The sequence below is a fragment of the Streptomyces sp. NPDC048481 genome, from assembly GCF_043200075.1.
GTDB lineage: Bacteria > Actinomycetota > Actinomycetes > Streptomycetales > Streptomycetaceae > Streptomyces.
Window position 1 is genome coordinate 354624 of sequence record NZ_JBICXC010000005.1, and the last position, 14313, is coordinate 368936.

Genomic DNA, 14313 nt, shown 5'->3' on the forward strand with positions numbered 1-14313 from the left:
GCGTAGGGTTCGTGCATGACGTCCGTACGCGTGCGCAACCTCTGGAAGCGGTTCGGTCAGCAGGTCGCTGTCGCCGGGATCGATCTCGATCTGCCCTCGGGCAAGTTCATCGGGCTCGTCGGGCCGAACGGAGCCGGGAAGACCACCACCCTGTCGATGGTGACCGGGCTGCTGCGGCCCGACCAGGGGTCCGTCGAGATCGCCGGACACGACGTGTGGCGGGATCCCGTCGAGGTGAAGGCCCGGATCGGGGTCCTCCCGGAGGGCCTGCGCCTGTTCGAACGGCTGTCCGGGCGTGAACTGCTGTCCTACAGCGGGCGGTTGCGGGGGCTGCCCGGCACCGAGGTCGACAAGCGGGCCACCCAGCTGCTCGACGTCCTCGATCTGGCCGGCGCCCAGCACAAACTCGTCGTCGACTACTCGACCGGCATGCGCAAGAAGATCGGGCTCGCGGCCGCGCTGCTCCACAACCCCGAAGTGCTCTTCCTGGACGAGCCGTTCGAGGGCGTGGACCCGGTGTCCGCGCAGATCATCCGTGGCGTCCTGGAGCGGTACACGGCGTCCGGTGCGACGGTCGTCTTCTCCTCCCATGTGATGGAACTCGTCGAGTCGCTGTGCGACTGGGTGGCGGTGATGGCGGCGGGACGCATCCGGGCGCACGGCACGCTGGAGGAGGTGCGGGGATCCGCGCCCTCGTTGCAGCAGGCGTTCCTCGAACTCGTCGGGGCGCAGGGCCGGGACACCGGTTCCGACCTCGACTGGCTGGGCGGGGCGGGCCGTTGAACGCCCCCGCCGCGCCGCACTCCGCCGCCTCGGCCTCCGCACCGGGCCTCGTCGCCACCGTCGTCCGGCTGAAGCTGTCCCTGCTGCGCAACGGGCTGCGGCAGTCGAGCGGACGCCGGGCCGCCTACGTCGCCTCCGCCGTCGTCACCCTGCTGTTCGCCGCGCTGCTGCTGCTCGGCCTGGTCGCCCTGCGGGGACACGCGCACGCCGTGTCGCTGGTGGTGCTGCTGGTCGCGGTGTTCGGCCTGGGCTGGGCGGTGATGCCGCTGTTCTTCCCCAGCGGCGACGAGACCCTCGACCCGACCCGGCTGGTGATGCTGCCGCTGCGCCCCCTGCCCCTGGTGCGGGCGCTGCTGGTGGCCTCACTGGTGGGTATCGGGCCGCTGCTCACCCTGCTGACGCTCACCGGGGCCGTGGTGGCCCTGGCGCACGGCGCGGCGGCGTGGACGGTGGGCGTGTTCGCCGTGGCGCTCGGCCTGCTGGTGTGCGTGGCGCTGGCGCGCACCGTGGCCGCCGCCAACGTCCGGCTGCTGACCAGCCGCAAGGGCCGCGATCTGGCCGTGCTGAGCGGGCTGGTCATCGCGGTCGGGGCGCAGGTCGTCAACTTCGGGGCGCAGCGGCTCGGCACGTCCGGCCTGGCGGAGCTGGATCCGGCGGCGGCCGTGCTCCGGTGGCTGCCGCCCGCCTCTGCGGTCGGCGCGGTGGACTCGGTGAGCAAGGGGCACCACGGCGTCGCGGCCGCGCAGCTCGCCGTCAGCGCGGCGGCCCTGGCCCTGCTGGTGACGGCGTGGGCGCGGAGCATGACGCGGCTGATGACGTCGCCCGACGGCTCGACCCTTCAGGCCGCCGAACCCGCCGCGCAGAAACGGCGGGGCCGGGCGGGCCCGGCGCGGCTGCTGCCGGGCGGGCGCACCGGCACCGTCATGGAACGCAGCCTGCGCTACGTGTGGCGGGATCCGAAGACCAAGGCGGCCTGGGTGACGTCGCTGGCCATCGGCCTGATCGTGCCCCTGTTCAACGCGTTGCAGGGCACCGGCTCGATCTACTTCGCCTGCTTCGCGGCCGGGATGCTCGGCATCCAGATGTACAACCAGTTCGGCCAGGACACCTCCGCGTTCTGGATGGTCGCCATGACGATCTCGTCGACGCGGGACGCCTACGACGAGCTGCGCGCCCGGGCACTGGCCCTGCTGCTGATCACCCTGCCGTACGCGACGTCGGTGACCGTGCTGACGACCGCGCTGCTCGGCGACTGGCGGAAGCTGCCCGAGGTGCTGGGGCTGTCCCTCGCGCTGCTCGGCGCGATGCTCGCGACGGGCGCGTGGACCTCGGCGCGCTTCCCCTACTCGATCCCTCAGGAGGGCTACAAGAACGTCGCCCCGGGGCAGGCCGGGCTGGCCTGGATCGCGGTGTTCGGCGGCATGGTCTCGGCGGCGCTGCTGTGCGCGCCCGTCATCGCGGTGACGATCTGGCTGAACGTCAGCGAGGGCGGCGACGCGTGGACGTGGCTGCTGCTGCCGGGCGGAGCGCTGTACGGCGCGGGCATCACCTACCTGGGACTGCGGCTGGCCGCGCCGCGCACGGCGGCACGGCTGCCGGAGATCCTGGCAGCCGTGAGCAAGGGCTGACGCCGCAGGCCGCCGGCTCTCACCCCGGGACCGCCGGTTTCCGCCCCGAAGCCGGCGGTTTCGGTCAGGGGGTGTCCGGGGTGAGCACTGTGTCCAGGAAGGGTTCGATCGCCGTGCGCCAGCCCTCGGGCTGGTCGTAGTGGACGAGGTGGCCGGCGTCGGCCACCTCGGCGTACTCGCCGCGCGGCAGGACGCGGACCATCTCCTGGGCCTCCGCGCGGCCCAGCTCGCCGTCGAGGCCGCGCACGACGAGGGCGGGGCACCGGACCTGGGTCAGTTCCTCCCAGTGCGCGTCGTAGACCCAGGTCTCCCGGGACTTGAGCATCTGCTCGGGCTCGAAGACGGGACGCCAGCCGTCCGGCGACTCGTGCATCGCCTCCGCGTAGAATTCGCCTCGCGAGGGGTTCGGGCGCTCCACCCAGGGGTCGTCCTCGCCGAACCATTTGCGGACGTCGGCGAGCGTGGCGAAGGGCAGCGGCCAGGACGCGAACCAGTCGGCCCACTCGCGTTGCGAGGCCGCGCCGAGCGCCGAGGCCCGCATGTCGCAGACGACGAGGCCGCGCACCAGGTCGGGGCGCCGGGCCGCGAGCTGCCACGCGGTGAGCGCGCCCATGGCGTGCCCGATGAGGACGGCGGGGGCCAGCCCGAGCTGTTCGAGGGCGGCCTCCGCGTCCTCCACGTAGGCCTCGCGGGTGAACGCGGCCCGCGGCGGCTTCTCGCTCTGCCCGTGGCCGCGCTGGTCGAGGGCGACCGCGCGATGTCGCTCGGAGAGCCAGCGGGCGGTGGACGCCCAGTGCGAGGCACGGCCCATCAGGCCGTGCAGTAACAGGACCCCGGAGGTCCGCTCGGGTTCCGCGGGCCGCTGCCGCCCGCCGGAGGACTGCGCCGGGATCCCCTTGGGCGGGTCCCCGAACTCCCAGGCCGCCAGACGTACGCCGCCCGCCCCGGTCACGTCGATGCGTCGCGCCATAGGTCCTGGCACCCCCTAGCCGTCGTACCGCTGCGCTGTCGATGCTCCGTATCGCTTCGATCACCCGCAGGCTATCGAATGCCCTTTCGAGAATTGCACTCTCCGCGCACAACACCCCTCGTTCGAGTGACCACCCTCAAGGAATGATCCCCGCTGCCAAGGGGAGATTTTCAGCGGGAGGCGGACCGCTCGGGGAAAAACGGTCCGAGGGGAATGACCCTGGGAGCTCGGGGCTCCGGGTCAGCACAGGGGAGGACAGGCCCCGGCGCCGCACGGCGCCGGGGCCCTCCCTTGCTCCGCGGCACACCATCCCGGCCCCCTCAGGTCATATGCCTCACGCGACAGCCTGGCACGCCGAACGCCGCCGCGCTGCGATTCGACACAGGCAACCGCCCGATCCGACGACTTCGACGGCTCCGACGACACCCCGCAACCTGCCCGCCGGACCGGGGAGTTGAACCGTGCCCGACACCGCGCCGAACGGTCTCCCGCGCGCTACTTCTTGGCGACGAACACGTGCGACGCGACGTCCGACACCAGCTCCGCGGCCTCGCCGCCGCTGCCCACCAGCACACCGCCCGGCGACTCCGTCACGCTCACCACCGAGCCCGGCTGCACTCCCGCGCGGCGCAGCGTGTACATCAGCTGCGCGTCCGTCTGGATCGGCTCGCCGATCCGGCGCACGACGACCGTCTTGCCCTCCGGGCCGGGGTCGAGATCGGCCAGCGAGACCATGCCCTCGTCCAGGAACGGGTCCGCGCCGTCCTTCTCGCCCAGTTCCTCCAGGCCCGGGATCGGGTTGCCGTACGGCGACTCCGTCGGGTGCCGCAGCAGCTCCAGCACCCGCCGCTCCACCGCCTCGCTCATCACGTGCTCCCAGCGGCACGCCTCTGCGTGGACCTGCTCCCACTCCAGGCCGATCACGTCGACGAGAAGACACTCGGCGAGACGGTGCTTGCGCATCACGCGCGTGGCCAGCCGGCGGCCCTCGTCGGTCAGCTCCAGATGGCGGTCGCTGGCCACCGCCACCAGGCCGTCGCGCTCCATGCGCGCCACGGTCTGGCTGACCGTCGGGCCGCTCTGGTCGAGCCGCTCGGCGATCCGGGCACGCATCGGGACCACACCTTCCTCTTCCAGCTCGAGGATGGTGCGGAGATACATCTCCGTGGTGTCGATCAGTCCGGACATTCGTGCCCCTCGATTAGCTCTGCCGAAAAGCTCGACCGCTCTACGGCGCGTGCGCTGGCCCTGCACCCAATTCTGCCGGATACCACTGACAAGCGTGCCTCGCCGTCCCAACGCGCGGACCGCGTCCCGGCCCCGCCGGGCGCGCCCGGCGCGTCGCCCGCCCCGGCCGCCCCACCGGCGCCGGCCGTATTGACAGGGCACTGGTCCAGACCGCACGGTGATCCGCGACACGGACAGCGACACCTCCACCGACTCGGCAAAGGGGCCCCCTCGGATGAGCGACCGCAAGCTCGCCGCCCAGTTCTTCGACGCCGCCGTAGCCCTGCTGCAACGGGTCCGCGACGAGGAGGCCGAGGCCGTCGACGCCGCCGGCGCCCTCCTCGCCGACACCGTGGCGGACGGCGGCCGCCTCTTCGCCTTCGGGGCCGGCCACTCCTCGCTCGCCGCCCAGGACGTCGTCTACCGGGCGGGCGGCCTCGCCCTGATGAACCTGCTCGTCGTGCCGGGCGTCGTCGGCGTCGACGTCGTCCCCGCCACCCTCGGCTCGGCCCTCGAACGCGTCGACGGCCTGGCCGCCGCCGTCCTCGACACCTCGCCGCTGCGTGCGGGCGACGCCCTCGTCGTCGTCTCCCTCTCCGGCCGCAACGCGCTGCCCGTGGAGATGGCCCTGAACGCCCGCGCGCTGGGCGTGAAGGTCATCGGCGTGACCTCGGTCGCCTACGCGACCGAGACCTCGTCCCGGCACGTCACCGGAACGTTCCTCAAGGACCACTGCGACGTCGTCCTCGACTCGAAGATCGCGGTCGGGGACGCCGAACTCGCCCTCGACACCGTCCCCGCGCCCTTCGCCCCCGCCTCCACGGTGGTGACCTCGGCGCTTCTCCAGGCCGTCATGGCCACCGCGGCCGGCGTCCTCGCCGAGCGCGGCATCGAGCCCCCGCTGCTGCGCTCGGGCAACGTCGACGGCGGCCACGAGTGGAACGGCCGGATCATGGACGAGTACCGGGACCGCATCTTCTACCGGCACTGAGCGCCCCCCGCGCGCGGGTCAGCCGTCGTCGCGCCCGGCCTCCCGCGCCGTCAGGTCCGCCAGGTCCAGTGCCGTGGCGATCCGCACGGCGACGTCCTCGGCGTAGTTCGCGTCGGAGCGCTCGAAGGCGGCACGGCCGCCGCCGCGCAGGAACGTCACCACGCCCAGGGTGCGGCCCCGGCTGCGCAGCACCGCGCACAGCGCGTGCACCGTGTCCTGCGGCCACTGCCGCGCCCGCGCCCACTCCCGCGCCGCGTCGGCCGACGCGGAGCCGGCGCCCGCCCGCACCGAGCCGGCGCGCGCCACGCACTGCAAGGCCGGGTGCCCCTGCGGGTAGCGCACCGGCAGGCCCGCGTGCCCCGTCAGGGCGCTCGGGCCGGGACCGGCCGAGGGGGTGGCCGCGACCCGCGCCAGCCGCAGCGGGCCCGGCCCCTCGGCGTCGCCCATCACCCGGTCGACCAGGGCGTGGTCGGCGAAACCGGCGAGCGCGAAGTCGAGATGCACGGTGGCCGCCTCCGCGGGGTCCTCGCACTCGGCGGCCGCGCGTGCCGCCCGGTGCAGCTGGTTGGCCCGGAACCGCAGCAGCGACGCCTCCTGCTCGCCCTGTTTGCCCTCCGTGACGTCCTGGAAGATCCAGCCGACGCCCAGCGGCACCGGCTCCTCCGCGAGCGGCGACGCCAGCCGCAGGAAGCCGCTGCGCCAGCAGCGCCGCCGCTCGCCGTCCGGCGTGCGCACCCCCACCCACAGCTCCGCCGGGGCCGGCGGGGCGCCCTCGGCGAGGACGTGCGTCAGCGCGCTCTCCAGTTCCTCCGCGCCCTGGGTCAGCAGTTCGCCCAGGGGACGGCCCAGCACCGCCGTGCGGCCGGCGCCCAGCGCGCGGGCGGCATGGGCGTTGACGACGGCGGGGCGCAGGTCGGCGTCGACCAGGACGACGCCCCAGGAGGCGTCGTCGAAGAGCGCCTCGCTGAGCGCGATGGACCGCTCCAGGTCGATCTGCGCGTGCACCTCGCTGAAGGCGCAGTACAGTCCGGCGGGCTTGCCGTCCGGGCCGGGCACGGCGGCCGACTGCGTGCGCACGAGGACCCGGCCGCCGTCCTTGGTCAGCAGCGCGAACTCGTGCACCTGGCGGCCGGGCGCGTGCATGGCGGCCATCAGCCGCCCCTCGATGTCCTCCGCGTCGGCCTCGCGCACGGCCCAGCCGGCGAAGCCCCGCCGGCCGACGGCCTCCTCGGCGCTCCAGCCGAGGATGCGCTCGGCCTCGCGGTTCCAGTGGGTGACGACTCCGTCGCCGTCGAACGCGCACAGCGCCGCGTCCATGCCGTCGAGCAGCGCGGCGAGCAGATCGGCGCCGGCCGGGCCGACGGCGGGCTGCGCGCCGCCCGGGATCTTCCGGCCGTCGTCGCCCCGCCCGGGCCGCTCGGGCTCGTCCGGCCCGAGTGCGTCGGTGGTCCCACTACGCCGGGAAGCACTCACCTGGACCCCCTGCAGGTTCGCTCACGTGCCCTCATTCAACTCGAACGTGACGCAGCCCACATACGGTTCCCGCAAGATTGCAGGGAATCGCCGTACCGAGCCCGCGCCCCGGCGGGACGCAAGCCGCGGGCCGGTCCGTGCCACCGCCCCGCCACCGCGCGCCGCCGGGTCTCCGGGCCCGTCCACGACGACGGCCGCGGACGGGAACGAAGATCATTCACCTCTCCAGCGAACCTCGCCGGTACGCGCACGTCAACCCGCCCGCCGCCGGCCCCGGAGACCGCCCCCACGCGCGGGGGTCCGGGAAACCCGTCCCTCCGGCCGGACGCCGTCCGCCCCGCCCGCGGTGCGTGTCGCGCGGCCGGTGGGCGGACGCGGCGCCGCCGCCGAGGCCCTGCCGTGGTTCCTGTGGGAAAAAACAGTTGATTGCCGGGGGAACGCTTCTTAGGGTTCCAGTACACGCGAAAGGAGGTGATCCGGTAGATGTGTGATTCCCGGACTCGTGAGGTGGCTGCGGGCTAGCGGCTCGCCACCACACTCTGTGCGGTGCCGGACCAGCGCGTGAGACACGCGTGCAGCCGGCCCAAACCCAGCAGTCACCCGACCCGCGAGTCGCCGGTAAGTCCGGCCGGCCCTCCTCACCGAGGACCAGACTCGCGGGTCGCCTGCATGTCCGGCCCGTCCCGGCCCGCCGCGGCGCGGCTCCGCCCCCGGCGCCCGGCTTCCTCGCCCGTGCCCTCCTTCGCGTCCCGTCCGCAGATTTTGCGGGGCGTGACGCGCGCCACGTACGGATCTTTCGTCAGGCAGTACCCTGGGCGCATGCTTTCGCTCGTTCGACGACGCCACGTGGACTACGTCCGCGTCACGAGCATGGGCTGTCGACGCTCCGTCTGAGCCTCCGGCCCCCTTGCGGTTCACCCCGCCCGCGTTCACGCGCTCCCTCCCTCCGCCCACCTGGCACCCGTGCGCCGTCCCACCCGACGCCGGCCGCGGGCCCCCGTACACCCACGGACGCACCATGACGAACGTGACACCCCTCGCGACGACCCCGGCCCCGAACGCGGCCGTGGCCCCGGCCTACCGGCAGTTGCCGATCATCGACCTCTCCGCCGCCGACCGCGGCCCCCAGGCTCGTGCGCTGCTGCACGCCCAGCTGCACGCCGCCGCGCACGACGTGGGCTTCTTCCAGCTCGTCGGGCACGGGGTCGGCGAGCGGGAGACGCAGGCGCTGACGTCCGCCATGCGCGCCTTCTTCGCGCTGCCCGAGGACCGCAGGCTCGCCCTCGACAACGTGAACTCGCCCCACTTCCGCGGCTACACGCGCACCGGCGACGAGCGGACCGGCGGCCGGCAGGACTGGCGCGACCAGCTCGACATAGGGGCCGAGCGGCCGGCGAGGCGGCCGGGCCCGGACGAACCCGCCTACTGGTGGCTCCAGGGGCCCAACCAGTGGCCCGCCGAGCTGCCCGAGCTGCGCACGGCGGCGCTCGCCTGGATCGACCGGCTCGGCGCCGTCGCCGAGAAGCTGCTGCACGAACTGCTCGCCTCGATCGGCGCGCCGGCCGGTTTCTACGACCCGGTGTTCGGGGAGCGGGCGCATCCGCATCTGAAGCTCGTGCGGTATCCGGGCAGCGCGGGGGACGGCTCCGGCCAGGGGGTCGGGGCCCACAAGGACTACGGGTTCCTGACGCTGCTGCTCCAGGACGAGGTGGGCGGCCTCCAGGTGCAGCGCGAGGACGGCGCGTTCCACGACGTCCCGCCGCTGCCGGGCGCGTTCGTGGTCAACCTCGGCGAGCTGCTGGAGGTGGCGACCGACGGATACCTGGTCGCCACCAACCACCGGGTGGTGTCACCGCCGAGCGCCGTCGAGCGGTTCTCCGTGCCGTTCTTCTACAACCCGCGGCTGGACGCGCGCGTGGAGCGGCTGCCGTTCCCGCACGCCTCGGCCGCGCCCGGGGTGACCGACGACCCGGCCAACCCGCTCTTCGCCGAGTACGGCTTCAACGAGCTGAAGGGCAAGCTGCGCGCCCATCCGCTGGTGGCTGAGCGCCATCACGCGGGGCTGCTCAGCCCCGCGTGACGGGCCCGCCCGGTTCAGTCGGCGATGTCGTCGTAGCCCTCGATGTCGCGCGGGTCGCGGGAGCCGGGGCCGGTGTAGCGGGCGGACGGGCGGACCAGGCGGCCGGTGCGCTTCTGCTCCAGGATGTGCGCCGACCAGCCGGCGGTGCGGGCGCAGGTGAACATCGAGGTGAACATGTGGGCGGGGACTTCGGCGAAGTCCAGCACGATGGCCGCCCAGAACTCGACGTTCGTCGCGAGGACCCGGTCGGGGCGGCGGGCGTGGAGCTCGGCGAGGGCGGCCTTCTCCAGGGCCTCGGCGACCTCGAAGCGGGGCGCGCCGAGTTCGCGGGCGGTGCGGCGCAGCACGCGCGCGCGGGGGTCCTCGGCGCGGTAGACGCGGTGGCCGAAGCCCATGAGGCGTTCGCCCTTGTCGAGGGCCTGGCGGACGTAGGCGTCCGCGTCGCCGGTGCGCTCGATCTCCTCGATCATGCCGAGGACGCGGGAGGGGGCGCCGCCGTGCAGGGGGCCCGACATGGCGCCCACGGCGCCGGAGAGGGCGGCGGCGACGTCGGCGCCGGTGGAGGCGATGACGCGGGCGGTGAACGTGGAGGCGTTCATGCCGTGCTCGGCGGCGGACGTCCAGTAGGCGTCGACGGCCTTGACGTGCTTGGGGTCGGGCTCGCCGCGCCAGCGGATCATGAAGCGTTCGACGACGGACCGCGCCTTGTCGATCTCCCGCTGCGGGACCATCGGGGTGCCCTGGCCGCGCGCGGACTGGGCGACGTAGGAGAGGGCCATGACGGCGGCGCGGGCGAGGTCGGCGCGGGCCTGCTCGGCGTCGATGTCGAGGAGGGGTTTGAGGCCCCAGACGGGCGCGAGCATGGCGAGCGCGGACTGGACGTCGACGCGGATGTCGCCGGAGTGGACGGGGATCGGGAAGGGCTCGGCGGGCGGCAGGCCGGGGTTGAAGGCGCCGTCGACGAGCAGGCCCCAGACGTTGCCGAAGGAGACGTGACCGACCAGGTCCTCGATGTCGACGCCCCGGTACCGCAGGGCGCCGCCCTCCTTGTCGGGTTCGGCGATCTCCGTCTCGAACGCGACGACTCCTTCGAGTCCGGGTACGAAGTCGGACATCGGGCGGCTCCTCGTGATGGGTGCGACGGGACGGGCGGGCGGTCGACGGCGGGTGCGGAACGGGCGGCGCCGGCGGTTCCGCGGTCCTCGGAAGGGCTCGCGGTCCTGGGCGGTCGTCCCGGTCGTCCCACTGATGCCCCGTGGGGCGGGCGGTCACCCACCACCCGACCGGTCCGGCATCAGCACCATATCCCCGAGTGCCACCTTTGGGGAGAGTCGCGGCACTGAGTGCCACCCCGTTTGCGGCAGGGCGGGAGGCCGATCCGTGCCGGCGGGGCATGCGGCAAGATGGCCGGGTGACCGACGCAGACGCCGTCTCCTCCGGATCCTTCCCCGACCCCGCCGCCATGCGCAAGCAGTACCGGGCCGAGGGGCTCTCCGAGGCGCACCTGGCCGCCACGCCCGTGGAACAGTTCAGCCGCTGGTTCAAGGACGCGGCCGTCGAGGCGCACCTCTTCGAGCCGAACGCCATGGTCGTCGCCACCGCGGACGCCGAGGGACGGCCCGGCTCGCGCACCGTGCTGCTGAAGCACTTCGACGAGCAGGGCTTCGTCTTCTACACGAACTACGACTCCCGCAAGGCCCGCGACCTCGCCGAGAATCCGTACGTCTCGTTGCTCTTCCCGTGGCATCCGATGGCCCGGCAGGTCATCGTGTGCGGCGTGGCCCGGCGCACCGGACGCGACGAGACGGCCGCCTACTTCCGCACCCGGCCGCACGGCTCGCAGCTCGGCGCGTGGGCCAGCGCCCAGTCGTCGGTGATCGCCACGCGGGCCGATCTCGACGCCTCGTACGCCGAGCTGGAGGCCCGCTATCCGGAGGGCGAGCAGGTGCCGGTGCCGCCGCACTGGGGCGGGTTCCGGGTGGCGCCGCAGTCGGTGGAGTTCTGGCAGGGCCGGCTGAACCGGCTGCACGACCGGCTCCAGTACGTCGCGCGGCCCGACGGGAGCTGGCGGGTGGAGCGGCTCAGCCCCTGAGCGGCCGCCCGCCCGCAACGAGCCGTGACACCCGCGGCGGCTCGACGGCGGCGTCAGCGCAGCTTCTCGCGCAGCAGGTCGGCCCACTGGGCCACCACGCGTTCGCGGCGGGCGCGGTCGTCGGTGAGGAGGTTGGCGAGGCCGAGGCCGCGGGCCATGTCGAGCAGGCCCTGCACGCTCTCGCGGACGCCGGGCACGGACTCGTCGGCGCCCAGCAGCTCCACGGCGATGCGGTGGCTCTCGCGGCCGACGCGGGCCTCCAGCTCCGTCACCCGGGGGCGCAGCTGCTCCTCGTTGGAGGCGGCGACCCACAGGTGCAGGGCGGCGCGGAACAGGGGGCCGGTGTACAGGTCCACCAGGGCGGCGACGACCGCCGTCCGGTCGCCCGCCGCGCCGCCCTGCGCACCCTGCGGGAACAGGGCGCGCAGGGCGCGGGAGCGTTCCTCGGCGACGTATTCGACGGCCGCCGTGAACAGGTCCTCGCGGGTGGGGAAGTGGTGCTGGGCCGCGCCGCGGGAGACGCCGGCGCGTTCGGCGACGACGGTGACCGTGGAGCCCGCCCAGCCGTGTTCGGCGAGGGCGCCCACGGCGGCTTCCAGGAGGCGCTGCCGGGTGGCGCGGCTGCGGTCCTGCTTGGGGAGGCGGTCGCGGTCGGCGGCGCTCACAGCACCCATGCGGGATCCCGTCGTTCGAGGAAGGCCGTCATCCCCTCGCGGGCCTGCGCGGTGGAGAACAGCCGGGCCGAGAGCGCGGTGAGGTCGGCGGCGTCCCGGTCGAATGTCTCCAGCACCCTAGCCGTGAGCAGCCGCTTCGTCTCCGCCAGCCCCTGGGGGGCGGATCTGCGCAGACCGTCCAGGACGGGGGCGAGGACGGCGTCGACGTCGTCGCCGTGGCCGGTGAGCAGGCCGATTCGGGCGGCCTCGGCGGCGTCGAAGCGCTCGCCGGTGAGGCAGTAGCGGGCGAGGGCGCGCGGGTCGGTGCGCGGGAGCAGGGGCAGCGAGATGACGGCCGGCGCGACCCCGATGCGGACCTCGGTGAAGGCGAACGTGGACCCGGTGGCGGCGGCCGTGACGTCGCAGGCGGCCAGCAGTCCGAGGCCGCCCGCGCGGACGTGTCCGCTGACGCGGGCGACGACCGGCACGGGAACTTCCACGATCTGCCGCAGCAGGGCCACGAAGGCGTCCGGGTCGGGCGGGTCGCGCAGATCGGCGCCCGCGCAGAAGGCGCCGCCCGTGTGGGTGAGGACGACGGCGCGCACGCCGGGGTCCTCGGCGCACTCGGCGAGCGACGCGGCGAGCCGCCCGACGAGCGCCGAGGACAGGGCGTTGCGGGTGGCGGGCGAGTCGAGGCTGAGGGTGTGGACGCCCCGGTCGCGGGACTGTCCGACCAGGGCGGCCGACGCCGGTGTCATGGGCGCTCCCGCAGGAGGCGGCGCAGGATCTTGCCGGACGCGGCGCGCGGCACCTCGTCGACGAAGGTGACGTCACGGACGCGTTTGTAGGGGGCGACCCGTTCGGCGACGAACATGGCGACCTCTCCTTCGGTCAGGGCCGGTGCGGTGGGGCGGCGGACCACGTAGGCGTGGGGGACCTCGTTGCCGTCGTCGTTGTAGACGCCGACGACGGCCGCGTCCGCTATGCCGGGGTGGGTGAGCAGCAGTGCCTCCAGTTCGGCCGGGGCGACCTGGAAGCCCTTGTACTTGATCAGCTCCTTGACGCGGTCGACGACGAACAGCCAGCCGTCGGCGTCGACGCGTCCGACGTCGCCGGTGTGCAGCCAGCCGTCGGCGTCGATCATGTCGGCGGTGGCGTCGGGGCGGCCGAGGTAGCCCTTCATGACCTGAGGGCCGCGGATCAGGATCTCGCCCGCCTCACCGGCGTCGAGGTCGCGGGCCGGGTCGTCGAGGGCGACGATCCGCATCTCGGTGCCGGCGATGAGTCTGCCTACGGTGCCTGCGGGGGCCTCGCGCATGGCGTCCAGGGGGACGACGTGGGTGCCGGGGGACAGTTCCGTCATGCCGTAGGCCTGGCCGACGGGCGGCAGGCCCAGGCGTTTCGCGCAGGCCTCGGCGAGGGCGGCGTCCAGTGGCGCGGCCGCGCTGACCACGTACCGCAGGGACGAAAGGTCGTAGCCGTCGACGGCCGGGTGCTTGGCGAGGGCGAGGGCGATCGGCGGGGCCACGTACAGGGCGGTGATGCGGTGGGTCTGGACGGCCGCGAGGAACGTCTCCAGGTCGAAGCGGGGCAGGACGACGACGGTGGCGCCGTGCCGCAGCGGCGCGTTCATCAGGGCGGTGAGGCCGTAGATGTGGAAGAAGGGCAGCACGGCGAGGATGCGGTCGCCCGGGCCCGCGGAGACCGCCGACCGGAGCTGGTCGAGGTTGGTGGCGATCTGGCGGTGGGTGAGCATGACGCCCTTGGGGGCGCCGGTGGTGCCGGAGGAGTAGGGCAGGACCGCCACGTCCCGCACCGGGTCGATGTCCACCTGGGGCTCGGGGGCGTCCGAGGCGAGCATGTCGATCAGCGAGCGGTGTCCGGGAGCGGTGTCGCAGACGAGGATCTCCTCGACGCCGCCCGCGAGGGCGGCGGCCCGGCGGGCGGTCTCCAGGAGCGGGGAGACGGTGACGATCCAGCGGGCGGCGCTGTCGCCGAGCTGCCTGGCGAACTCCTCGGCGGTGGCGAGCGGGTGCACGGTGGTGACCGTGGCGCCCGCGCGCGTGGCCGCGTAGAAGGCGAGGGGGAAGGCGACGGTGTTGGGGCTGTGCAGGGCCAGCACGTCGCCCTTGCGGACCCCGGCCTCGGCGAGGGCGGCGGCGACCCTGCGGTGGAAGCGGTCGACCTGGTCGTAGGTGAGGACGGTGCCGTCCGTGCCGTCGACGAGCGCGGGGAGTTCGCCGAACTCGGCGGCGCGGCCCAGCACGGCGTCGTGGATGGGCAGGTCGACGGGCGGAACGTCTGCGTACGGGCTGCGGAACACGGTTCCTCCTGGCACGGCGGTGTGCGGCCGAGGGTCTGTCGTTCGGGTCGGCGTGCGGGGCGGGGGCGGCACCTGTCGGTGCCGGTGAAGGGG

Annotated in this window: 12 protein-coding genes; 5 read left to right on the top strand and 7 right to left on the bottom strand. The window is 74.0% G+C overall.

Annotated elements, in window-relative coordinates:
* Nucleotides 1-15: 15 nt before the first annotated feature.
* Both ACGFSH_RS18505 and ACGFSH_RS18510 read left to right on the top strand, forming a co-directional pair.
* On the top strand, nucleotides 16-783 hold the full coding sequence (locus tag ACGFSH_RS18505) for an ABC transporter ATP-binding protein (RefSeq protein ID WP_393349688.1): 768 nt from the start codon (nucleotides 16-18) through the stop codon (nucleotides 781-783).
* Nucleotides 780-2411 carry a transporter gene (locus ACGFSH_RS18510; RefSeq protein ID WP_393349690.1) on the top strand — a complete coding sequence of 544 codons (1632 nt, stop codon included), beginning with the start codon at nucleotides 780-782 and terminating at the stop codon, nucleotides 2409-2411. The genes ACGFSH_RS18505 and ACGFSH_RS18510 overlap by 4 nt, the downstream gene beginning before the upstream one ends.
* A 64-nt stretch (nucleotides 2412-2475) precedes the next feature.
* On the opposite strand, the gene ACGFSH_RS18515 is transcribed toward ACGFSH_RS18510, so the two are convergent.
* Both ACGFSH_RS18515 and ACGFSH_RS18520 read right to left on the bottom strand, forming a co-directional pair.
* Nucleotides 2476-3381, bottom strand: a complete 906-nt coding sequence (locus ACGFSH_RS18515) for an alpha/beta fold hydrolase (protein ID WP_393349692.1) — start codon at nucleotides 3379-3381, stop codon at nucleotides 2476-2478.
* A gap of 495 nt (nucleotides 3382-3876) precedes the next feature.
* Nucleotides 3877-4569: an iron dependent repressor, metal binding and dimerization domain protein gene (locus ACGFSH_RS18520; RefSeq protein WP_329411126.1), complete on the bottom strand. Its 693-nt coding sequence runs from the start codon at nucleotides 4567-4569 to the stop codon at nucleotides 3877-3879.
* A gap of 274 nt (nucleotides 4570-4843) precedes the next feature.
* Between ACGFSH_RS18520 and ACGFSH_RS18525 the strand changes: the two genes are divergently transcribed.
* Nucleotides 4844-5599, top strand: a complete 756-nt coding sequence (locus ACGFSH_RS18525) for an SIS domain-containing protein (protein WP_393349694.1) — start codon at nucleotides 4844-4846, stop codon at nucleotides 5597-5599.
* Nucleotides 5600-5617: 18 nt separating this feature from the next.
* On the opposite strand, the gene ACGFSH_RS18530 is transcribed toward ACGFSH_RS18525, so the two are convergent.
* A complete protein-coding gene (locus ACGFSH_RS18530; protein ID WP_393349696.1) occupies nucleotides 5618-7072 on the bottom strand; it encodes a PAS domain-containing protein in 1455 nt (484 codons plus the stop codon).
* Nucleotides 7073-8090: 1018 nt separating this feature from the next.
* Here ACGFSH_RS18530 and ACGFSH_RS18535 point away from each other — a divergent pair.
* Nucleotides 8091-9152, top strand: coding sequence for an isopenicillin N synthase family dioxygenase (locus ACGFSH_RS18535; RefSeq protein ID WP_393349698.1), 1062 nt, complete (start codon nucleotides 8091-8093; stop codon nucleotides 9150-9152).
* 14 nt (nucleotides 9153-9166) lie between these two features.
* Here the strand turns inward: ACGFSH_RS18535 and ACGFSH_RS18540 are convergent, their stop codons facing one another.
* A complete protein-coding gene (locus ACGFSH_RS18540; protein WP_256919091.1) occupies nucleotides 9167-10267 on the bottom strand; it encodes a citrate synthase 2 in 1101 nt (366 codons plus the stop codon).
* Nucleotides 10268-10545: 278 nt separating this feature from the next.
* On the opposite strand from ACGFSH_RS18540, the gene pdxH reads away from it, so the two are divergent.
* The gene (gene pdxH, locus ACGFSH_RS18545; protein ID WP_393349700.1) at nucleotides 10546-11244 is read left to right on the top strand and encodes a pyridoxamine 5'-phosphate oxidase; all 699 of its coding nucleotides are present in this window, start codon (nucleotides 10546-10548) and stop codon (nucleotides 11242-11244) included.
* A 53-nt stretch (nucleotides 11245-11297) separates the two neighbouring features.
* On the opposite strand, the gene ACGFSH_RS18550 is transcribed toward pdxH, so the two are convergent.
* The 3 genes from ACGFSH_RS18550 to ACGFSH_RS18560 are packed head-to-tail and all read right to left on the bottom strand — an operon-like array spanning nucleotide 11298 to nucleotide 14220.
* Nucleotides 11298-11918, bottom strand: coding sequence for a TetR/AcrR family transcriptional regulator (locus ACGFSH_RS18550; protein WP_393349702.1), 621 nt, complete (start codon nucleotides 11916-11918; stop codon nucleotides 11298-11300).
* Nucleotides 11906-12655 carry an enoyl-CoA hydratase family protein gene (locus ACGFSH_RS18555; protein WP_393349704.1) on the bottom strand — a complete coding sequence of 250 codons (750 nt, stop codon included), beginning with the start codon at nucleotides 12653-12655 and terminating at the stop codon, nucleotides 11906-11908. Before ACGFSH_RS18555 ends, ACGFSH_RS18550 begins: the two co-directional genes overlap by 13 nt.
* The gene (locus tag ACGFSH_RS18560) at nucleotides 12652-14220 is read right to left on the bottom strand and encodes a 4-coumarate--CoA ligase family protein (protein WP_393349706.1); all 1569 of its coding nucleotides are present in this window, start codon (nucleotides 14218-14220) and stop codon (nucleotides 12652-12654) included. The genes ACGFSH_RS18555 and ACGFSH_RS18560 overlap by 4 nt, the downstream gene beginning before the upstream one ends.
* Nucleotides 14221-14313: the final 93 nt, after the last annotated feature.

Bases quoted from the DNA above. Each gene is read 5' to 3' on its own strand.
- ACGFSH_RS18540 (WP_256919091.1), bottom strand. From the start codon at position 10,267: ATGTCCGACTTCGTACCCGGACTCGAAGGAGTCGTCGCGTTCGAGACG.
- ACGFSH_RS18520 (WP_329411126.1), bottom strand. From the start codon at position 4,569: ATGTCCGGACTGATCGACACCACGGAGATGTATCTCCGCACCATCCTC.
- ACGFSH_RS18525 (WP_393349694.1), top strand. From the start codon at position 4,844: ATGAGCGACCGCAAGCTCGCCGCCCAGTTCTTCGACGCCGCCGTAGCC.
- ACGFSH_RS18555 (WP_393349704.1), bottom strand. From the start codon at position 12,655: ATGACACCGGCGTCGGCCGCCCTGGTCGGACAGTCCCGCGACCGGGGC.
- ACGFSH_RS18550 (WP_393349702.1), bottom strand. From the start codon at position 11,918: ATGGGTGCTGTGAGCGCCGCCGACCGCGACCGCCTCCCCAAGCAGGAC.
- ACGFSH_RS18515 (WP_393349692.1), bottom strand. From the start codon at position 3,381: ATGGCGCGACGCATCGACGTGACCGGGGCGGGCGGCGTACGTCTGGCG.
- ACGFSH_RS18535 (WP_393349698.1), top strand. From the start codon at position 8,091: ATGACGAACGTGACACCCCTCGCGACGACCCCGGCCCCGAACGCGGCC.
- ACGFSH_RS18505 (WP_393349688.1), top strand. From the start codon at position 16: ATGACGTCCGTACGCGTGCGCAACCTCTGGAAGCGGTTCGGTCAGCAG.
- pdxH (WP_393349700.1), top strand. From the start codon at position 10,546: ATGCGGCAAGATGGCCGGGTGACCGACGCAGACGCCGTCTCCTCCGGA.